At 64.3% G+C, this 19100-nt stretch carries 20 protein-coding genes; 7 read left to right on the top strand and 13 right to left on the bottom strand.

Annotated elements, in window-relative coordinates; genetic code table 11:
* Positions 1–46: 46 nt before the first annotated feature.
* The 3 genes from CMASS_RS06490 to rimP form a co-directional block, all read right to left on the bottom strand.
* Positions 47–409 carry a YlxR family protein gene (locus tag CMASS_RS06490; RefSeq protein ID WP_022862201.1) on the bottom strand — a complete coding sequence of 121 codons (363 nt, stop codon included), beginning with the start codon at positions 407–409 and terminating at the stop codon, positions 47–49.
* 148 nt (positions 410–557) lie between these two features.
* Entirely contained in the window at positions 558–1571 is a 1014-nt protein-coding gene (gene nusA / locus CMASS_RS06495) for a transcription termination factor NusA (RefSeq protein ID WP_022862202.1), read from the bottom strand.
* A 2-nt stretch (positions 1572–1573) separates the two neighbouring features.
* Positions 1574–2149, bottom strand: coding sequence for a ribosome maturation factor RimP (gene rimP, locus CMASS_RS06500; protein ID WP_022862203.1), 576 nt, complete (start codon positions 2147–2149; stop codon positions 1574–1576).
* 37 nt (positions 2150–2186) lie between these two features.
* On the opposite strand from rimP, the gene CMASS_RS06505 reads away from it, so the two are divergent.
* The 3 genes from CMASS_RS06505 to CMASS_RS06515 all read left to right on the top strand — a co-directional run bounded on the left by CMASS_RS06505 (position 2187) and on the right by CMASS_RS06515 (position 3962).
* Positions 2187–3152 carry a hypothetical protein gene (locus tag CMASS_RS06505; protein ID WP_022862204.1) on the top strand — a complete coding sequence of 322 codons (966 nt, stop codon included), beginning with the start codon at positions 2187–2189 and terminating at the stop codon, positions 3150–3152.
* Between the two features lie 12 nt (positions 3153–3164).
* On the top strand, positions 3165–3413 hold the full coding sequence (locus CMASS_RS06510; protein ID WP_022862205.1) for a hypothetical protein: 249 nt from the start codon (positions 3165–3167) through the stop codon (positions 3411–3413).
* Positions 3414–3623: 210 nt separating this feature from the next.
* Positions 3624–3962, top strand: a complete 339-nt coding sequence (locus CMASS_RS06515) for a transglycosylase family protein (RefSeq protein WP_022862206.1) — start codon at positions 3624–3626, stop codon at positions 3960–3962.
* 14 nt (positions 3963–3976) lie between these two features.
* On the opposite strand, the gene CMASS_RS06520 is transcribed toward CMASS_RS06515, so the two are convergent.
* On the bottom strand, positions 3977–4345 hold the full coding sequence (locus CMASS_RS06520; RefSeq protein WP_022862207.1) for a DoxX family protein: 369 nt from the start codon (positions 4343–4345) through the stop codon (positions 3977–3979).
* A gap of 20 nt (positions 4346–4365) precedes the next feature.
* Positions 4366–6123, bottom strand: a complete 1758-nt coding sequence (locus CMASS_RS06525) for a proline--tRNA ligase (protein WP_022862208.1) — start codon at positions 6121–6123, stop codon at positions 4366–4368.
* Positions 6124–6154: 31 nt separating this feature from the next.
* On the opposite strand from CMASS_RS06525, the gene yaaA reads away from it, so the two are divergent.
* Positions 6155–6946, top strand: coding sequence for a peroxide stress protein YaaA (gene yaaA / locus CMASS_RS06530; protein WP_027018487.1), 792 nt, complete (start codon positions 6155–6157; stop codon positions 6944–6946).
* 7 nt (positions 6947–6953) lie between these two features.
* Here the strand turns inward: yaaA and CMASS_RS06535 are convergent, their stop codons facing one another.
* From CMASS_RS06535 to CMASS_RS06555, 5 genes are all read right to left on the bottom strand, one after another.
* Positions 6954–7232 (bottom strand): PLD nuclease N-terminal domain-containing protein, encoded by a 279-nt coding sequence (locus tag CMASS_RS06535; protein WP_022862210.1) that lies wholly within the window; start codon positions 7230–7232, stop codon positions 6954–6956.
* Positions 7233–7308: 76 nt separating this feature from the next.
* Complete coding sequence (locus tag CMASS_RS06540; RefSeq protein WP_022862211.1) at positions 7309–8040, bottom strand: ABC transporter permease; 732 nt, start codon at positions 8038–8040, stop codon at positions 7309–7311.
* A 21-nt stretch (positions 8041–8061) separates the two neighbouring features.
* The gene (locus CMASS_RS06545; protein ID WP_022862212.1) at positions 8062–8964 is read right to left on the bottom strand and encodes an ABC transporter ATP-binding protein; all 903 of its coding nucleotides are present in this window, start codon (positions 8962–8964) and stop codon (positions 8062–8064) included.
* Between the two features lie 62 nt (positions 8965–9026).
* A complete protein-coding gene (locus CMASS_RS06550) occupies positions 9027–9821 on the bottom strand; it encodes a response regulator transcription factor (protein WP_022862213.1) in 795 nt (264 codons plus the stop codon).
* 24 nt (positions 9822–9845) lie between these two features.
* A complete protein-coding gene (locus CMASS_RS06555) occupies positions 9846–11039 on the bottom strand; it encodes a sensor histidine kinase (RefSeq protein WP_084684311.1) in 1194 nt (397 codons plus the stop codon).
* A 99-nt stretch (positions 11040–11138) separates the two neighbouring features.
* Between CMASS_RS06555 and CMASS_RS06560 the strand changes: the two genes are divergently transcribed.
* Positions 11139–12575, top strand: a complete 1437-nt coding sequence (locus tag CMASS_RS06560) for a protein adenylyltransferase SelO family protein (RefSeq protein ID WP_022862215.1) — start codon at positions 11139–11141, stop codon at positions 12573–12575.
* Positions 12576–12649: 74 nt separating this feature from the next.
* Here the strand turns inward: CMASS_RS06560 and mqo are convergent, their stop codons facing one another.
* Positions 12650–14149, bottom strand: coding sequence for a malate dehydrogenase (quinone) (gene mqo / locus CMASS_RS06565; protein ID WP_022862216.1), 1500 nt, complete (start codon positions 14147–14149; stop codon positions 12650–12652).
* A gap of 154 nt (positions 14150–14303) precedes the next feature.
* Between mqo and CMASS_RS06570 the strand changes: the two genes are divergently transcribed.
* Both CMASS_RS06570 and mtr read left to right on the top strand, forming a co-directional pair.
* On the top strand, positions 14304–15452 hold the full coding sequence (locus CMASS_RS06570) for an alpha/beta hydrolase (protein WP_022862217.1): 1149 nt from the start codon (positions 14304–14306) through the stop codon (positions 15450–15452).
* 50 nt (positions 15453–15502) lie between these two features.
* The gene (gene mtr / locus CMASS_RS06575; protein ID WP_022862218.1) at positions 15503–16891 is read left to right on the top strand and encodes a mycothione reductase; all 1389 of its coding nucleotides are present in this window, start codon (positions 15503–15505) and stop codon (positions 16889–16891) included.
* Between the two features lie 49 nt (positions 16892–16940).
* On the opposite strand, the gene map is transcribed toward mtr, so the two are convergent.
* Together map and ispG are read right to left on the bottom strand one after the other, a co-directional pair.
* Entirely contained in the window at positions 16941–17822 is an 882-nt protein-coding gene (map, locus tag CMASS_RS06580) for a type I methionyl aminopeptidase (RefSeq protein WP_022862219.1), read from the bottom strand.
* Positions 17823–17880: 58 nt separating this feature from the next.
* The gene (ispG, locus tag CMASS_RS06585) at positions 17881–19044 is read right to left on the bottom strand and encodes a flavodoxin-dependent (E)-4-hydroxy-3-methylbut-2-enyl-diphosphate synthase (protein WP_022862220.1); all 1164 of its coding nucleotides are present in this window, start codon (positions 19042–19044) and stop codon (positions 17881–17883) included.
* Positions 19045–19100: the final 56 nt, after the last annotated feature.

Consider the following 19100-nt stretch of genomic DNA (forward strand, 5'->3'; position numbering starts at 1 on the left):
CGGATATGACTTTCATCGCTGATGCTGCTTCATCGTTGATCGCCCATCAGTGTTCGGTCTTCCTTACAGTCGATTGGTCGTTCACCGGCTCTCCCCCAGGATCAGCAGGCTGCTGAGCGTTCTGCAAGGTGAGGTACCGGCGGACGGGTTCGGTGTCCACGCTGCCAGGCACGCGGAGTGCGCGGTTGAACGCGCGCTTGGACTCCGCCAGCTCTAGCGCCCCCAGATCCGGCGACAGCCACGCTCCCCTCCCGGGAAGCCGGCGGTGCGGATCGGCGACCACGACAACGCGACCGTCTTCGTCGCGGCGAGCGACGATGCGGAGCAGCTCCGTGTCGGGGTGCCGCGCCCGAGAAGCGATGCAGGTGCGCACTCGAGGGGCTGCGGAGGGCTCTGACATTTTTGTCATTCACGCCCTCCTTCCTCGTCTTACGTGCACATCCTGTTCTCGCCCTCGCACGTGGGAGCACGCGGGCCGGAAAATAGTTTACGCGAAAGACACCTAAATTTGAACTTACTGCCACCGTTCGCGGGGCAGTAAGCGCGTAGCGCGCGGCTTAGGAGGTCGGGGCCTCGACGTCGGAGTGGATGTCAATCTTCCAGCCCGTTAGGCGCGCTGCCAGGCGAGCGTTTTGACCTTCCTTACCGATGGCCAGGGACAGCTGGTAATCCGGCACGGTCACCCGGGCGATCTGCGCGTCACTATCGACGGTTTCCACGCGCACAACCTTTGACGGCGCGAGGGCGTTGCCCACATACACCTCGGGGTCGTCGTGGAAGTCGATGATGTCGATCTTCTCTCCGCCGAGCTCCCGCATGATGTTGTTCACGCGCTGGCCGCGCGGACCGATGCACGCACCCTTCGCATTGAGCCCCTTAGCGCGAGCGGTCACGGACACTTTGGAGCGGTGGCCGGCCTCGCGGGCGATAGCGATGATCTCGACGGTGTCGTCGGCGACCTCGGGGATTTCCAGCTCGAACAGCCCGCGGACGAGCTCCGGGTGCGTCCGCGACAGGTTCACCTGCACGCGCGCGCCGTTTCGGGAGACACCGACGACGTAAGCCTTTACGCGGTCGCCGTGCTCCAGCTTCTCTCCGGGGATCTGCTCGGCCGGCAAGATGATGCCGTCCTGCGCGTCGAGCTCCGTGCCCAACTGCACCACGACGATGCCGCGGCGGTTCGCCGACACGTCACGCTGCACGACGCCGGACACGACCCGGCCCTGCAGGTGCGAGTAGGAGGAAAAGACACGGTCAGCTTCCGCATCCCGCAGGCGGTGAATGATCGCCTCGCGGACGGCGGGCGCGCCCACGCGCGAGAAGTTGTTCGGAGTGTCGTCGAATTCGCTAACCACCTCGCCGGTCTCCGGATCAAGCTCGGAGACGACCACGGCCACATCGCCAGTTTCGCTGTCAATATCGACGCGCGCTCGCGTGTTCTCGCCCGCGTTGGTGTCGCGGTACTCGCGGTAGGCGTGCAGCAGAGCCTTGGCGATGGATCCGAGCAGGTCGCTAACGGCCACGCCGCGCTCGGCCTGGATGGTCTCTAGCGCCTTGACGTCAATATTCACTTTTAGTCCTCTCGATTGGCTGCGGCTTTTTCTTCCGCCTGGGCAAAAGGTAGATCGGCAGCCTCTTTTTCGGCTGCCGCCGTTTGAGCAAATTCAATTTCTACCACCGCACGGGAGATGTTTTCCAATCGCTCAATGCGGGTTTCCAGCTGCTTCTTCTGCGAGCGGAACAGTGCTACTGTCTGCGGGTGGTCCGCGTCATCCAGGGCGCCGATGCGCCACTTTTCGCTCTTGCCGGGCACATCGCCATGCTCGATGCTGACCAGACGGCCCCGGTTGCGGCGCCAGTGCCGCGGCGCGGTCAGCGGCAAGTCCACGCCCGGAGTGGAGACTTCCAGGGTGTAGCCGGCGCCGAAGTTCAGCTTTCCGTCTGCCTCCGCGGCATCGAAGATTCCGGAGATCTCCCGGGACAGCTCCTCCAGAACATCCGAGGAGGGGTGGGTATCCCCGTCCACACGGATCACAACCTGGGATTTTTTGCCAGCTTGCGTGGTTTTGATGTCCTCCACGTCCAGCCCTCGTTGCCGGGCTGCGGGCTCCACAATCTCTTTTAAGGTGTCCGGTTCTGGGAAAGGCATACCCGCTAGCGTAACCCGACGCGGTACAGTCTTCGGAGTGAACCGCCGAATCCCCATCACCGTGACCGCAGCCCTCGCCGCGCTCCCCCTGATTTCTGGGTGCCAGGCGCTTGACGATGCCGTCGCCCACTTCGGCCCGCGGCCCAACGACACACTGCAGGAATTGGTCGCCAGAGCCGACGAGGAAGCCGCGTACCTCGCCGGCGACGACCCGGATCTCAGCGCGTTGCGCGCGAAGCAATCGGAGCAGATCACCCGGGAGATTGGCCGGCTGTGCGGGACCGACAGCGACGGGGCTGTTCCCGATAGCTGCGCGGTCACCCGCGAGGACGATGAGGCTTCGCAGCACACTGGATCCGCGGATTCGAAGGAAGTTCTGCTCGCCGCGGCCGACAATCAGCTCACACAGGCGGTGAAGGCACCGGAAGAATCACGCGCATTACTGGTCGAGCAGGCCATCGATCTACTCGGGCGCGCTTACGCCGAGGACGACAAAGCCTTCGCTGGCCTCGCATCGACCAACGCGGGCAATAGCGCGCCACAACTGCCGGCACCAGGCGCGGACAAAGATCACATGGACAAGCACTTCGCTGACTCCTTGACCGAATTACTGCACTGGCAGGACTCGGCGGTCTACGGACTCGATGAGGCACGCGCTTTCGTCACCGGAAACGATACCGATGCGCTGGATACCCTCAACGGGCTCTACAGCCAGCGGGCCGAAGCGCTCCGTCAGGCACTGGGCACTAAACCCGATTCCGGGGCTGGCGCAGATGCGCCCGGCGCTACTCTCCCCGCGCCGAGCTACTCCCCCGACGGCGACGGGACTCTTCCCAGCGATGCGGCATCGGCGAAGAGCTTCGTCGCGGACGTCCAAGAGCAAGACGACACGCAGTGGACGGCCGCGGCGACTGCGGCGGCACAGGCCGGGGATGAAAACTGGGTCGCCTGGCTCGCCCACCAGGCCGCGCGCGGGCGTGTGGCCGACGGCACTATCGGTTAAGCTCCCATCACCATGAGCTCCATCGATAAAAACACCCTCCTCACCCGCGCCTCTTTCGCCCTGCCCGTTCTCGCCTTCCCCCTTGCGTCTATGGGCATCAACTGGCTGAGCTTCATCTGCTTTCTAGCCGGCATCGTGCTCGCGATTTACGTCATCGTCACCCACCGGGCACCGCGGAAGGAACGGTGGGTGCCGTTCGCCGGCCTTACGGTCGCGGCCCTCCAGCTCATCATCTCGATTGTCGCCGGATTTACCTCGTAGCTCCCCCTGCAATAAACCCCCGGCAGCAGGACCCGTTATTTAACCGTTATCCAGCGGAAGCGCCGGTAGCCTGAACGGTTTCTGTGCACGTGAACAGGAAATTGTTAACCGCGTGAGCTTGACGGCGTGAGGGTACAGCCACGTAAGTTGGCTCGTCACAACTTCAAACACGAATGAATCCAACGTATCTGAGGAGTGACTTTTAGCCCTATGAAGCTTTCCGCAGCCAAGTTCGTGTCCGGTGCCGCCGCAGCCGCTGGTCTCGTCGCCGCCCCGCTGATTGCCGCCCCGACGGCTGGTGCAGCCGACGCCTCCGGCTGGGACGCGGTCGCCGCATGCGAGTCCGGCGGCGACTGGTCCATCAACACCGGCAACGGCTACTACGGCGGCCTGCAGTTCGATGAGCAGACCTGGGCCGCTAACGGCGGCACCCAGTACGCTCCGACCGCCGACCAGGCATCCCGCGAGCAGCAGATCGACGTCGCCGAGAACGTTCTGGCTAACCAGGGCGCCGGTGCATGGCCGAACTGCGGCGGCCCGGTAGCTTAAGCGCTAATAGGCGCTTACGCGCGGCCTTTCCAGATGCGCCGCGCATACTCAATAAGGAGCACCTGCGCCGGCTGGCGCAGCACGTGGTAGACGCGTTTCCCACCCTTCTCGTTGCGCTCCAAGTATGCGTGGTAAAAGTTCGCTGGCCACACAGCTAGGAACAGAAGCATTGCGCTCAACCCGCCAGTCCGGCGGGTTTTTTCTTTTGCTAACAGCGCACCGGTGGCGATCTCCCACACGCCGGAGGCGTAGTTGTAGAACCGCGCGCTGCCCGGCAGCTGCGGCGGCACAATCTTTTCCACGGTCTCGTCGGCCGCGAAGTGAATGACGCCCATGCCGGTCAGTGCTGCAGCGAGGCCGTACTTCTTGAGGAACTTCTTCACGTCTTTACGTCTCCTTCTGCCTACTGGCCCCGGACCAGCTCAACGAGCTTGTCCACGATCTCGTCCTTGGGCACATTGAGGGTCTCGCCGCCGCGGATGCGCAGCTCCACCATCCCGTCGGCGAACGCACGGCCCAAAATGGCGCAGAACGGCATGCCCAAAAGCTCCGCGTCCTTGAACTTGACGCCCGGGGAGACCTTCTTGCGGTCATCGAAAAGCACCTCGATGCCGGCGGCGCTGAGCTCATCGACAAGCGCGTCGCCTGCCTCCAGCGCGGCCGCGTCCTTGTTCGCCACGGCGACGTGTACCTGGTACGGCGCGACATCGATGGGCCAGTTCAGGCCCTTGTCGTCGTGGTTCTGCTCGGCGAGAACGGCCATCATGCGGGAAATGCCGATGCCGTAAGAGCCCATGGTCGGCACGGCGCGCTTGCCGTTTTCATCGAGGATCTGCACGTCGAAGGCCTCGGTGTACTTTCGGCCCAGCTGGAAAATGTGCCCCAACTCGATGCCACGCTCCAAGGTGAGCGTGCCGTGCCCGTCGGGCGCCGGGTCGCCTTCTCGGACCTCTGCGGCTTCCACGTACTCGTCCACTGTGAAGTCGCGGCCCGCAACCGCGCCCACCACGTGCCTGTCCGGGGTATCGGCGCCGATGATCCAGGAGCTTCCCTGCACCACGCGGGGATCGGCAAAGACCTTGAGCTCGCGCTCGTTGAACGCACGCGGGCCAACAAACCCCTTGTGCAAGAAGTCGTTGGTGGCAAAGTCCTTGTCGCCGGCCAGCTCGAAGGTGGCAGGCTCCAGGGAGGCCTCAAGCCGCTTGTCGTCCAGCTCCCGGTCGCCGGGGAGCACCACGACGGCCAGCTCCGGTTCTTCGCCCGGCTGAGCAACGCGGATAACCACGGTGCGCAGGATGTCTGCCGCACCCGCCGCGTGCTCATCGACAGTCACGCCCTCCTTGCTCGCCCACGCGGCGAGGGAATCAATCGTGGTGACACCCGGGGTCTCGCGCTCTTCGGCGGCCGGCAACGATTCCGGATCGCGCTCTTCCGGCCGCGGGGTCACAACCGCCTCAACGTTGGCGGCGTAGTCGCCGTCCGTCGAGCGGACGAAGGTGTCCTCACCGATCTCGGAGACCGCGAGGAATTCCTCCGACGCGGATCCGCCCATCGCGCCCGAGGTGGCCTTGCAGATGGCGTACTCGATGCCCAGGCGGTCGAAGATTCGCTGGTAGGCGGCGCGGTGACGGTCGTAGGACTCGTCCAAGCCGGCGTCGTCCATGTCGAAGGAGTAGGAATCCTTCATCACGAACTCGCGCCCGCGCAGGATGCCCGCGCGCGGGCGTTCCTCGTCGCGATACTTGGTCTGAATCTGGTACAGGGTGACCGGGAAATCCTTGTACGACGAGTACATGTCCTTGACCGCGGAGGCGAACATCTCCTCGTGCGTCGGCCCGAGGAGCATGTCGGTCCCCTTGCGGTCCTTCAACCGGAACAGATTGTCGCCGTACTCGGTCCAGCGGTTCGTCGTCTCGTAAGGCTCGCGCGGGAGAAGTGCCGGGAAGAGCAGTTCCTGCGCACCGATGCCGTTCATCTCCTCGCGCACGACGTCTTCGATCTTGCGCAGAGTGCGCAGCCCCAGCGGCATCCAGCTGTAGACACCGGGGGCGGCGCGGCGGATGTAGCCGGCGCGCACCAGGAGCTTGTGGCTAGGCACTTCCGCGTCGGCGGGGTCCTCACGGAGGGTACGCAAAAAGAGCTGAGACAGGCGAGTAATCATGGGTGAAAATATACCCGGCTACCATCGTTTTATGTTCATCGTGCTCCCACCTTCTGAGACGAAAACCCACGGCGGCGATGGAAGTCCCCTCAATTTCGCGGAGTTGAGCTTCCCGGAGCTGACCCCAATCCGCAAGAGTATTGCCGCTGACCTGCAGGCTTTTCCTGTCGATGCCGCCGTGGACGCCCTCGGTCTGTCCGAGAAGAACCGGGCGGAGGCGCACGCCAACACACAGCTGTTCTCCTCCCCCACTACCCCGGCCATCGAGCGTTACTCAGGCGTGCTTTACGATGCGCTCTCGCCCGCCCATCTTCCCGACTCCGCGCGCTGCCGCCTCGCCATCGGCTCTGCCCTGTTCGGCATCGTTGGCGCCCAGGACCCCATCCCGCATTACCGGCTGTCCGGGAACACGAAGTTGCCTGTACACGCCAGCGCGCAATCGGCGGCTGCGCCTGCGGCACCGACGATGAAAAAGCGCTGGGGACGCTCCATCACCCAGGCGCTGCAGTCGCTGCAAGAAGCGGGCGAGCTCATCGTCGATCTCCGCTCGGGTGCCTACCGGAACTTGGGCACAGTCCCCGGCGCCGTGACCGTCCGCGTGGAATCCGTGCGCCCGGACGGCACCCGGAAGGTGGTCAGCCACTTCAACAAGCACTACAAGGGTCTGCTCGCCCGCGAGCTCGCCCTGGCGCCCGGAGCGGACGCCGCACGCAACGCCCACGACGTCGCCGAGCTCGCGCGGGCCGCCGGGTTCGAAATCGAGGAGCAGGTCAACTCGGACACGACTAGCGGGGACGATTCCGAGCTCACCCTCGTGGTGTAGGCCCCGCCTAACGCGCGCCTGTCCCCGGCCCCATATCCCCGTTGTTTTTGCCCCAGATGAACCAGACGATGGAGCCCAGGAAGGGAACGCAGAAGACGACGAGGAACCACAGGGCCTTCAGGCCCGTGGAGTAGTTCGGTGAGCGCAGGATGCTCACGAAGGCGGCGAGGATGAACAAGAAGTAGGCGATGACGAGGGCAATCAACAGCCCGCCCATGCCCAGGCCCAAGAAGTTCAGGGAGACACCTGGGTCGCTGGTATCCGCGAGAATCTGCAGGGTTTCCATTGGTCGATTCCTTTCCGTGAGTGGGTTTGTGAATGGGTGAAATGCGATGTTCCCGGCGCGCTAGCGCACCGCTGGGTTAACGCACTGCGCGGCGGCAAGCGATGAGCCACCCGCCTACGAGCGCCACCGCGAGATAGATAAGAAGGATGAGCGCGGCGACTGTGGGCCCGTGCTCGATGCCGGCGGCGCTTTCATTGCCCGTGACGGCGACGGCGTTCGCCCCAGGGAGAATCTGAGTGACAAGCCGTCCGGCCTCGCCGGGCAGCGCTGGGGCTGTCGTTTCGATAATCATGTCCTCGATCAGCATGATGATGGCCGCGTAGGTGCCGCTGCGCAGGATCCATGCCAGCCCGACTGCGAGAAGGGAGTACAGGGACCACATCACCAGCCATTGCGGGAATTGCGCCTCGCCGAAGGTCGACATGTCCCACGTCGCTCCCACCGCTGTGGACCCGAGGAAGCCTAAGAGCATGCCCAGCACCGCGGCAGCGAGCTGCGCCAGCGTGATGAGGATGGCCTGACTGGCGACGATGCGGCCGCGGTTATTGGTGGACAGAAACGACCACGCGATGGTGCCAGCCTTGTGGTCGTTTCCCACCATCATCGCCGACGAGAAGATGATGACGAGGCTGGCCAAGGCGCCGGCGTTGGTGAGCCCGACCAGCGGCATGTTGCGGTTGAGCCCATCGGCGGCCAGCAACGCGTCCAAAATGGGCGCGGCAGCCATTCCGCCGAGGGTGATGAGCAGGTAGATCCACGTGGATCGAAGCGAGAAGAGTTTGCGTGCCTCACTGAGAAAAATGTGCATTGCGCCAGGTCCTTGTCTTATTTAGTAGGAGCGGTAGGTGACGTCGTTGGCGGTGGCGCCGAGGAAGGCTTCCTCAAGCGACGGCGCAGTCTTGGTCAGCCCCGAAAGGCGCAACCCGAGCCGATGGGACAGTTCGGCGATGTCGGCGGGATCCGCCTCCCCCGCCACGACGACGTCGGGCCCCGCGTTCTCCGCAGGAAGGCCGCGACTTTCCAGTTCGCGCATAAGCGCCGCCGGGTCATCAACGGTGACCTTGATGCGTGCGGCGCCCGAGGCGGAGAGGAACTCCTCCATGGAGCCTTCCCGGATGAGACGGCCGCGCCCAATGACGACGAGGCGGTCGGCGGTCAGCTGCATTTCCGAAAGCAGGTGGGAGGAGACAAGCACCGCGCGGCCCTCGGCGGCGAACTCGCGGATGCGGTCGCGCATCCAGTGCACGCCTTCCGGGTCGAGGCCGTTAACGGGCTCATCGAGAAGCAGGTGCTGCGGACCGTTGAGCATCGCGCACGCCAGGCCCAACCGCTGCTTCATGCCCAGCGAGTATCCGCCGACGCGCTTGCCGGCGACGTGGAGCAGACCAACGCGGTCCAGCGCGGCGTCGATGTCGCTGCGGGTCTTTCCCTGCAGCGCGGCCATATACGACAGGTGCGCGCGGCCGGTGCGCCCCGGGTGGTACCAGGTGGCATCGAGAAGCGTGCCCACGCAGCTGGAAGGGTTCTTTAACTCCCGGAAATCCACGCCATCGAACTGCGCGCGGCCGGAGGTCGGCATTTCCAGGCCCGTGCACATGCGCATGGTGGTGGATTTACCGGAACCGTTCGGGCCCAAAAAGCCGGTGACCTGGCCGTCGGGCACCGTGAAACTGAGATCATCAACGGCGGTGTCCGTGCCGTATTTCTTGGTGAGATTTGAAACTGTGAGCATGCCTTTTAGCGTGCTCTGTGACCTGGGAGTGGCACATCGCCCCCAGAGCTGATTTAGCCCAGTCAGCCTTGAGGATGAGTCAGCAGCTCGTCGACGGATACCACGCCGGTCCGGTACGCGTAGAGCACCGCGTGGACTCGGTCACGGGAGGCGGTTTTGGTCAGGATGTGGCGCACGTGGGTCTTCACCGTCGCCATGGAGACGAATTCTTCTTCCGCGATGTCGGTATTGGAATACCCCAGCGCGATAAGGCGCAGGATCTCGCACTCCCGCGGGGTCAGGTCCGCGGACAATGGCTCCGTGACCGGGACGCTGGCCTCTTGGTCCCTTGCGCGCGGGCCGGTATTCGCGCCCTCTGCTGTGGGCTGGCTCTGGCCCGCGGTGGTAGGCCCACCGGCACGCCCCAGCGCCTCACCGGTGCCCATGCGCTGGAGAAGTTGCGACGTCACGCGGGGCGCCAGCACCGCCTCACCCGAAAACACGGTGCGCACGGCGGACAACAAGTCGTCCGGCTCGGCGTCTTTGAGCAGGAACCCGCTGGCGCCGGCAGCGATGGCGCCCTGCACGAAGTCGAAGTCATCGAAGGTCGTCAGCATCACCACTTTGACGTCCGAGTCGCGTGCCAGCAGGTCGCGGGTGGCAGAAATCCCGTCCACCCGCGCCATCTGCACGTCCATGAGGACGATGTCCGCCGGCGGTTTGCCGGGCACCTCGTCGCCGTCGCTTGCCTGCCAGGCCACCGTCATATCGTCCTGGGAGCCGATGAGCATGCCGAACCCGGCGCGCACCATGGCCTGATCATCGACCAGCCCCACCCGAATAGTCTCTGCTGCCGCGTCGCTGTCTACCTGATCCATCCTGTATCGCTTCCGCTCCTGTGCCTACTGTTCCGGGATTTCCACGTAGAGGTGGAAGAAATCCCCGTTGAAGTCGTGCTCAATCCTGCCGCCGCTGGTGGCGACCCGCTCCCGCATGCCGATGATGCCGAATCCGCTGCCGATGTCGGTGTTTTTCTCCAGCTGCTGGGCGGGGTTTACCGCGGAGATCTTCAGCGCCCCGTTGTGGCGACTAAGCGAGATGGTTCCCCGGCGCGGGTCAGCGTATTTGAGCATGTTGGTCAGCATTTCCTGGATAACCCGGTACACGGTGAACTGGTAGAGCTCATCCGCCTGGGCGGGAAGGTGCTCCAGCCCGACAACGGTGAGGTCCAGCCCGGACCGGCGGGCCTCGTGGAAAAGGCCCTCGATATCCGCGGTGCCCGGCGCCGAGCGAGTCTGCCTGCCCTCCTCATCGCGCAGCACCGACAGCAGCCCGCGCATCTGCCGCAGGGAATCGCGGGTCGACGTCGAAATGGTCTCCAGCGCCTCGGCGGCGGCCTCGGGATTTTTCTTGGCGGCGAAACGTGCGCCATCGGCAAGCGCCATCGTTCCCGCCAGGTTGTGGGCCACGATGTCGTGCATTTCCCGGGCGATGCGGTTGCGCTCGATGGCACCGGCCATCTCGGCCTTTTGGGTGAGGATCATTCGTTCCTCCCGCCGCTTCCGGTTGCCGGTGCCGAGCATGTAGAAAAAGCCAAGCATGAGCCACGCACTGACCACGAACGCGGCGGTTTGGGTAAACAGGGGCACTTCGCCGTCGTTTAAATCCGCGGCGCTCAATGCATTGGCCACCCCGGATCCGCCCAGAATCCACGCGATCCACACCGGGCGCACACGGCGCGGTGAGTGGGCGCCAACTAAGAAGCAGACGTAAGCCACGGCAAACCCATTGACCATGTTCAGCCGCATCGTCTCCGACCCGATGAACAGCGTCATGACCACCGCGACCGTGAGAATCGAATACTCGCGGAACCGCGGGTGTAGAAGGAACGCCACGGGCACGACCACGAGGAGAAGAAATTCCAGGACGTGAGAATAGGTACTGGGGTCTGTCTCCGACAGGCTGTCCACCTGCCCCGATACGGCTAGCGCAACCCACGGGATGAAGAAGATGCGCAGCGGGTGCCCAATCCAGTCGTCCGGCCACATGTGCCGGAGTCGTCTGAGCGCGTGAATCGCCCTGTTGAGCACAGTCATATCTTCAAAGACTACAAACTACGCGCAGCGTGGTCGTCATCCTGTGGGTTGAGAAACCGAGGCGCGACCCCGCCGCCTTCGGTTCCTACACTGAAGCAGGTGACTTCTACTGGCAGCCTCCCCTTTGCACTGCATTCCGATTTCGCTACCGCTCTCCCCGAGCTGGCCGCCCCGGGCCACGGCGAGCGGCAGCCTGACCCGCAGGTGGCCCTCCTTAACGAGCCGCTGTGCGAGTTCCTCGGGCTGGACCCCAATTGGTTGCGGTCCGCTCAGGGCGTGCAGTTCCTGCTGGGCAATGCCAACCCGGAGGATCAACCTCCGGTGGCCATGGCCTATTCCGGTTTCCAGTTCGGCCAGCTTTCGCCTGTGCTTGGCGATGGCCGCGCATTCCTCCTCGGCGAAATCGCTACCTCCGCGGGCCTGCGCGACCTGCACGTCAAAGGTTCTGGGCCGACCGCCTTTTCCCGCCCGGGCAGCGACGGGCGCGGCACGCTGGGCTCGATGCTGCGCGAATACGTTGTCAGCCGGAAACTGGCGGAGCTCGGCGTGCCCACCACCGAGCCGCTCGCCGTGGTCTCCACCGGCCGCGCGGTGGTGCGCGACCGCGGGCTTCCCGGCGGCGTGGTCGTTCGCGTTGCCGCGAGCCACCTGCGGGTGGGCAGCTTCCACTACGCACAGCTGCACGGCGGCGAAGAGCTCACTGCCCAACTGGCGGACTACGCCATCGGGCGCCACTTCCCCCAGCTTGCGGATGAAGACGATCCGGCCGCGCGTTACCGCGGGCTGTTCGACTCCGTGATGGACGCGCAGATCCCCACCGTCAGCCGCTGGCAGCAACTCGGGTTCATCCACGGCGTCATGAACACGGATAACACCTCAATTTCTGGCGAGACCATTGACTACGGCCCGTGCGCCTTCATGGAGGGCTTCGATCCAGACACCGTCTTTTCGTCCATCGACACCCGCGGGCGCTACCGCTACGGCAACCAGCCACTCATCTTGGGCTGGAACCTCGCACGCCTCGCCGAGTCCCTACTGCCGCTGCTGGGCTCCACCCCGGATGCTGCGCTGGAGTGGGCGCAAAAGGCCATCAATGGCTTTATCGACCGCTTCAACGAGCACTACTGGTCCAGCACCGCACGCGACATTCTCGGCATCGACGCGACCGGGCACACCGCACAGGAATGGGTCGACGGCTACTTCGCGGAACTCCGCTCCGCCGGCACGGACATCACGCTGGCCAACCGCGCGGTCTGGGAGGCGGCTCGCGGCGATGGCACCCGTTTGGACGCTCTGCTCCCCGCATCCGAGTGGGTGGCGCGCTGGCGCGAGCACACGCCTACTGAGCCCGGCAAGCGCGCGCCTCTTTCCATTCCCCGCAACCGCCCGTTGGACGCGGCACTCGAGGCGGCCCACGCGGGCGACTTGGGCCCCATTAGGGAAATCGACGCCGCGTCGGTCTACGACTTCCACCCCGAACTCTCCGAACCGGACCCAGACGGACTCCAGGGCTTCCGAACATTCTGCGGGACGTAAATAGAGTTTTCTGGCGTCAAAACGGAAAACGCCCGCTGCGCATGCACTGTGCGCGGCGGGCGGAGAGCCGAGCTCTACTTATCCAACTTCAGCGTCTTCTGGGTGAAGTCCCACAGCTCGTCATAGAGCTTCTTGTCCTTGGCCAGGTTGGTGCCGTAGGACGGGATCATCTCGTAGATCTTGTCCGCCCAGTTAATCATGTGCTCGCCGAAGCAGCGCTCCAGAAGCTCCAGCATGATGGACGGGGTAATCGACGCGCCCGGGGAAGCGCCCAAGACGCCGGCGATGTTGCCCTCCTGGTTGTTGACCAGCGAGGTGCCGAACTCCAGGGAGCCGAAGCGCGGGGCGGCGGTCGGCTTAATCACCTGCACGCGCTGGCCAGCGATGATGGTCTCCCAGTCCTCCTCGCGGGCGGACGGGACGTACTCCCGCAGGGCATCGACACGCGCGGAGAAGTCCTTGAGCACCTCTTCGACCAGGTACTTGGTCAGGCCGAACTCCTGGACGGCAACGCCCAGGTAGGACGGGATGTTGTCCGGGCGGATGGACTTGAACAGGTCGAGGTAGGAACCCTTCTTCAGGAACTTCGGGCTCCACCCGCCGTACGGGCCGAACATGAGGCCCTTCTTGCCGTCGATAACGCGGGTATCCAGGTGCGGCACGGACATCGGCGGGGCACCGACGGACGCCTTGCCGTACACCTTGGCCTCGTGCTGCTGGATGAGCTCCGGGTTGGTGGAACGCAGCCACATGCCAGAGACCGGGAAACCGGCGTAGCCGGAGACCTCGCTGAGCCCCGCCTTGCGCAGCAGGTCCAGCGCGTAGCCTCCCGCGCCGACGAAGACGAAGTTCGCCTTAACCACCTGAATGTCGCCGGTGTGAACGTTTTTGGTGTAGACCTTCCACTTACCACCGTCGCGCTTGAGATCGATGACCTGGTGGCCGTAGCGCACCTCCGTGCCCGCGGCCTTGGCGGCGGTCAGGTACTGGCGGGTCAGCGCGCCGAAGTTGACGTCGGTGCCCTCATTGGTCCAGGAGATGGCCACCTTCGGATCACCGAAGTCGCGATCCTTCGCCATCAGCGGCAGCTTCTCGGCGAAGGTGGAGGTGTCCTCACTGAAGTTCATCTCCGGGAACATGTGGTTCTCAGAGAGGGCATCGTAACGGCGCTGCAGGTAATCGACCTGGTCCTCGCCCTGGGCGAAGGAGACGTGCGGAACCGGGTTAATAAACTCCTTCGGGTCCGTCAGGATCCCGTTGTTGAGCTGGTGGGACCAGAACTGGCGGGAGATCTGGAACTTGGAGTTGATGTTCATCGCCTTGGAGACATCAATCTTGCCGTTCTTCTCCGGCGTGTAGTTCAGCTCGCACAGCGCGGAGTGGCCGGTACCGGCGTTATTCCACGGGGAGGAAGACTCCTCCGCCGGGGCATCGAGCCGCTCGAAAATCATCTGGCTCCAGCTCGGCTCGAGCTCACGCAGCATCGCGCCGAGGGTGGCGCTCATGATGCCGGCGCCAACGAGGGCGATATCCACCTCATCAACAACCTGTGCGGATTTCTTCTTCGACGACACCTGTTTTAACCCCATTCGTGAGTAGAGATGAAAAATCGTGCTGCACCAAAGCTTACGCTAGCCTCCCCCGGAATCGTCGAGATGGGGCGTGTGCCGCCCCACGGTTTGTTGACGCGCCCACCGTGGCCTGGGCCGTGGCATTAAGGTGTGCACCATGAATTCTGATCCCGGCATGGCGCGCCCTGTATCCGACGAGATGGCTGGCGGTACGCCCCACGGCACCACGAACGAGCCCAGTGGCCCTCCGGCCGATTCCGGCTGGGTCCCCGATCGTCTCGGAGAGGGTTTTTATTGCCGCACCCTCCCGCTGGGTGAGGATCCCGACGGGGAAGGCGAGGTGTGCGCAACGCTGGTGCGCTACGCCCCAGGCCGAAAGCAGGATCCCTCCGCACGCTCAGACAAACCGGCTGTTTTGTGGGTCCACGGCATGACCGACTACTTCTTTGCCGACCATGTCGCCCGCTACCTCACGGAGGCGGGCTTCGATTTCTACGCGGTTGACCTGCGCAAGTGCGGCCGCTCTCACCGCCCGGGCCAGCGCTGGCACTACGCCACCGACATGAGCTTGTACTACCCGGATTTAAACGCCGCTCTCGACGAGATTGCGGCGCTCGGCCATGACCGCATCGCCCCCCTTGCCCACTCCACCGGTGGGCTCATCGTCGCGTTGTGGATCGACTGGCTGCGTCGCACCGACCGTGCGCGCCACCGCCTTATCCCCACCGCGATTTTCAATAGCCCCTGGCTGGACATGATGAAAGTCCCCCGCCCCGTGCTCCGGGCGGCCACCCCGCTTTTCGATGTCGTCGGGCGCTACTTCCCTACCCTCCCGATCCCGGGCGGTGGACTCAGCGCCTTCGGGCAATCCATCCACCGCGACTACTACGGCGAGTGGGACTTCGATACCACTCTGAAACCCATCGCCGGCGCGGAAAAGTACGTCGGCTGGGTGCGCGCCATCCTCACCGCGCAGGAACAGATCTGGAACAGGGACGTTGATCTGGGTATGCCGTGTCTGACGCTGTGCTCGCTGCGCTCGGAGCTGGGAACGGGCTACCGGCCGACGGTGGATACGGCGGATGCGGTGATTGATACCCACCAAACTCAGCAGCACGCACCGCACCTGTCCGACGCGGCGGACGTCTACATTCTGCTCGGTGCCCGCCACGACGTGTTCCTCTCGCGCCCGGCAGTGCGGGCGGAGGCGCTCGCGGTGACCGCGCAGTGGCTGCACTCGCACGTCGACGGCGGCGGCAGCCAGAGTCCCGCCACCGCGGATGCCGCGGTCATCGACGGCGAATAGCACTGCGCGTACGACGACAATTAGTTAAGGAAGAAAGTAGCCCACTTTTTATGCAGATCGATCAGCACTTTGACCTCATTATTATCGGCACTGGATCGGGCAATTCCCTGCCCAGCCCGGAATTCGACGATAAATCCATCGCGATCGTGGAGGAAGGAACGTTCGGCGGCACGTGCCTGAACGTCGGCTGCATCCCCACCAAGATGTTCGTCTACGCCGCCGAGGCCGCCCAGCACGCGCGGGAGTCGGCCAAGCTCGGCATTGACGCGACGGTCAACAAGGTGGATTGGCCGGGCATCGTTACGCGCGTGTTCGACGGGCGCATCGACAAGATTGCCCGCGGCGGTGAGGAATACCGGCGCGGTGACGAGACCCCGAACATCACCGTGTTCGACCGCCACGGCTCGTTCGTCGGCCCCCGCACCATCCGCACCGGCCAGGGTGAGACGGAGGAGATCATTTCCGGCGACCAGGTGGTGCTTGCCGCTGGGTCGCGCCCGTTCATCCCGCCGGTCATCGCGGAATCCGGTGTGCGGTTCCACACCAACGACGACATCATGCGGCTGAAACACCAACCCGAGCACATCGTCATCCTCGGCGGCGGATTCATCGCGATGGAGTTCGCGCACATCTTTGACGGTCTGGGGAGCAAGGTCACGGTGCTCAACCGGTCGGACAAGCTTCTCCGCCAGCAGGACGAGCTGGTCTCCGATCGTTTCACTGAGCTGGCCAAGAAGCGTTTCGATGTCCGCTTGGGCGTCGACGTCACCGCCGCCGCGCAGGACGGCGAGACCGTCCGCCTTACCTTGAGCGATGGCTCGAAAGTCGACGGCGATGCCCTACTCGTGGCTACTGGCCGGGTGCCCAACGGCGACCGCCTCGACGCGGACGCTGGCGGGGTGCAGCTCGATCGCGCCGGCCGAGTGGTTGTCGACGATTACGGCCGCACCACGGCCGAGGGGGTCTGGGCGCTGGGCGATGTGTCCTCGCCGTACATGCTCAAGCACGTGGCGAACGCGGAAGCGCGCGCCATCCAGCACAACTTGTTGCACCCAGAGGATCTGCGCGCCTTCCCGCACGACAACGTGCCGTCGGCGGTGTTCACCGAGCCGCAGGTCGCAACCGTGGGGCTAACGGAGAAGCAGGCGCGCGAGGCCGGTTACGACATCACCGTCAAGGTGCAGGCCTACGGCGCGGTTGCGTACGGATGGGCCATGGAGGAAGAAGACGGCTTTGCCAAACTCATCGCCGACAAAAAGAGTGGACGCCTGCTCGGCGCCCACTACATGGGCCCGCAGGCGTCCACCCTCATCCAGCAGCTCATCACCGTCATGGCGTACGACATTGACGTGCGCGACTTCGCGCAGCGCCAGTACTGGATTCACCCGGCGCTGCCGGAGCTGACCGAGAACGCGCTACTCGGCCTCGAATTCGACTAGGCCGAATCCGTCTCGGCTAGGGCGAACCCAAATCGACGAGGGCGAATCTCTAAGATTCGCCCTCGTCCTCGTCCGGCAGGGTGAGAATCTCGTTGCCGTCCTCGGTGATGACCAAGGTGTGCTCGAACTGAGCGGAGTACTCGCCGTCGCGGTTTTGCACGGTCCAGCCATCTGACCAGATGTCGTAATCCAGCTCGCCGAGGTTGAGCATCGGCTCGATGGTCAGGGTCATGCCCGGCTCGAGGATGTCACGGTACGACTCCGAGTCGTAGTGCAGGACCACGAGGCCGTTGTGGAAGGTCGGGCCGACGCCGTGGCCGGTGAAGTCCTCGACCACGTTGTAGCCGAAGCGGTTGGCATAGGACTCGATGACGCGGCCGATGACGTTGATTTCGCGACCCGGCTTAGCTGCCTTGATGCCGCGCATCATGGCCTTCTTGGTCCGCTCAACGAGAAGGCGGTGTTCCTCGGCTACCTCACCGGCAAAGAAGGTGGCGTTGGTGTCACCGTGCACGCCGTTTTTGTAGGCGGTGACATCGATGTTGACGATGTCGCCTTCCTGAATCACGGTCGAGTCAGGGATGCCGTGGCACACGATCTCGTTGAGGGAGACGCAGCAGGACTTAGGGAATCCCATGTAGCCCAGGGTGGACGGGTACGCGCCGTGATCCACCATGTACTCGTGGGCGACTCGGTCGACCTCGTCGGTGGTGTTACCCGGCTGGACCGCTTTGCCCGCTTCCTTCAGGGCGTTGGCGGCGATCTTGGAGGACTCGCGCATCGCCTCGATGATCTCGGGCGTTTGGACGAACGGCTCGCCCACGTTTTCCTGGACGGAGTCCTTCCACACGTATTCGGGCCGCTCGATGCTGTTCGGCACCGAGCGGACCGGGGTTTGCTTTCCTGGCGTCAGTTTCCCGCGAAGATTCATGCCCCTGATGGTAGTAGGTCAGGCGGGATGAACGCGGGGCCGGGGTCTAAGTGCTCCCTTACTTGGTGACGCGGACCTCGGCCTTCGCGCCCTCGACGGCCTCCATGCCTTCCTCTTCGGCAATGCGGCTGGCCTCCTCGATGAGGGTCTCCACGATCTGGGATTCCGGCACAGTCTTGATGACCTCGCCCTTGACGAAGATCTGCCCCTTACCGTTACCGGAGGCCACGCCCAAGTCGGCATCGCGTGCCTCTCCCGGGCCGTTGACCACGCAGCCCATGACGGCCACGCGCAACGGGAACTCCATACCGTCGAGGCCGGCGGTAACTTCCTCCGCCAGCTTGTACACGTCCACCTGGGCACGGCCGCAGGACGGGCAGGAGACGATCTCGAGCTTGCGCGGGCGCAGGTTGAGCGACTGCAGGATCTGGTCGCCGACCTTGATCTCTTCCTTCGGATCCGCCGACAGGGACACACGGATGGTGTCGCCGATACCTTCGGCCAGCAGTGCGCCGAAGGCTACGGAGGACTTGATGGTGCCCATGAACTTCGGGCCCGCCTCGGTCACGCCCAGGTGCAGCGGGTAGTCGGTCTTCTCCGCGAGCTGGCGGTAGGCCTCCACCATCAGCACCGGGTCGGAGTGCTTCACGGAGATAGCGATGTCGCCGTACCCGTGCTCCTCGAAGAGGCTGGCCTCCCAGATGGCGGACTCCACGAGCGCCTCCGGGGTTGCCTTGCCGTACTTTTCTAGCAGGCGCTTATCCAGCGAGCCGCCGTTGACGCCAATGCGAATCGGAATCCCGGCATCCCCGGCTGCCTTAGCCACCTCCTTGACGCGGCCGTCGAACTCGCGAATATTGCCGGGGTTGACGCGGATAGCCGCGCAACCGGCATCAATGGCCTGGAAGATGTACTTCGGCTGGAAGTGGATGTCCGCGATCACCGGGATCGGGGACTTCTGCGCGATGGCCGGCAGCGCCTCCGCGTCGATCGGCTTGGGGCAGGCGACACGCACGATGTCACAACCGGAGGCGGTCAGCTGCGCGATTTGCTGCAGCGTGGCGTTGATGTCGTGCGTCTTCGTATTGGTCATCGACTGCACGGAGATCGGGTAATCGGATCCCACCCCGACCGGACCGACGTGTAGCTGTCGGGTCTTGCGCCGCGGGTGCAGGACGGGCGGTGGTCCTTCCGGGATACCGAGACCGATAGGTGTCGACATGAACGCTCCTTGTGATCACATGGTGGTTTCACCGAAGTTTGCCGCTCTTACTTTAG

The sequence above is a fragment of the Corynebacterium massiliense DSM 45435 genome (assembly GCF_028609805.1).
Classification (GTDB): Bacteria; Actinomycetota; Actinomycetes; order Mycobacteriales; family Mycobacteriaceae; genus Corynebacterium; species Corynebacterium massiliense.

What these genes read in the sequence shown, in the direction of transcription:
- CMASS_RS06540 (WP_022862211.1), bottom strand. Translation starts at nt 8,040, where the DNA reads ATGCACATTTTTCTCAGTGAGGCACGCAAACTCTTCTCGCTTCGATCC.
- mtr (WP_022862218.1), top strand. Translation starts at nt 15,503, where the DNA reads ATGCAGATCGATCAGCACTTTGACCTCATTATTATCGGCACTGGATCG.
- CMASS_RS06515 (WP_022862206.1), top strand. Translation starts at nt 3,624, where the DNA reads ATGAAGCTTTCCGCAGCCAAGTTCGTGTCCGGTGCCGCCGCAGCCGCT.
- CMASS_RS06555 (WP_084684311.1), bottom strand. Translation starts at nt 11,039, where the DNA reads ATGACTGTGCTCAACAGGGCGATTCACGCGCTCAGACGACTCCGGCAC.
- CMASS_RS06535 (WP_022862210.1), bottom strand. Translation starts at nt 7,232, where the DNA reads ATGGAAACCCTGCAGATTCTCGCGGATACCAGCGACCCAGGTGTCTCC.
- CMASS_RS06545 (WP_022862212.1), bottom strand. Translation starts at nt 8,964, where the DNA reads ATGCTCACAGTTTCAAATCTCACCAAGAAATACGGCACGGACACCGCC.
- CMASS_RS06550 (WP_022862213.1), bottom strand. Translation starts at nt 9,821, where the DNA reads ATGGATCAGGTAGACAGCGACGCGGCAGCAGAGACTATTCGGGTGGGG.
- CMASS_RS06570 (WP_022862217.1), top strand. Translation starts at nt 14,304, where the DNA reads ATGAATTCTGATCCCGGCATGGCGCGCCCTGTATCCGACGAGATGGCT.
- map (WP_022862219.1), bottom strand. Translation starts at nt 17,822, where the DNA reads ATGAATCTTCGCGGGAAACTGACGCCAGGAAAGCAAACCCCGGTCCGC.
- CMASS_RS06510 (WP_022862205.1), top strand. Translation starts at nt 3,165, where the DNA reads ATGAGCTCCATCGATAAAAACACCCTCCTCACCCGCGCCTCTTTCGCC.
- rimP (WP_022862203.1), bottom strand. Translation starts at nt 2,149, where the DNA reads ATGCCTTTCCCAGAACCGGACACCTTAAAAGAGATTGTGGAGCCCGCA.
- yaaA (WP_027018487.1), top strand. Translation starts at nt 6,155, where the DNA reads ATGTTCATCGTGCTCCCACCTTCTGAGACGAAAACCCACGGCGGCGAT.
- CMASS_RS06525 (WP_022862208.1), bottom strand. Translation starts at nt 6,123, where the DNA reads ATGATTACTCGCCTGTCTCAGCTCTTTTTGCGTACCCTCCGTGAGGAC.
- CMASS_RS06490 (WP_022862201.1), bottom strand. Translation starts at nt 409, where the DNA reads ATGACAAAAATGTCAGAGCCCTCCGCAGCCCCTCGAGTGCGCACCTGC.
- ispG (WP_022862220.1), bottom strand. Translation starts at nt 19,044, where the DNA reads ATGTCGACACCTATCGGTCTCGGTATCCCGGAAGGACCACCGCCCGTC.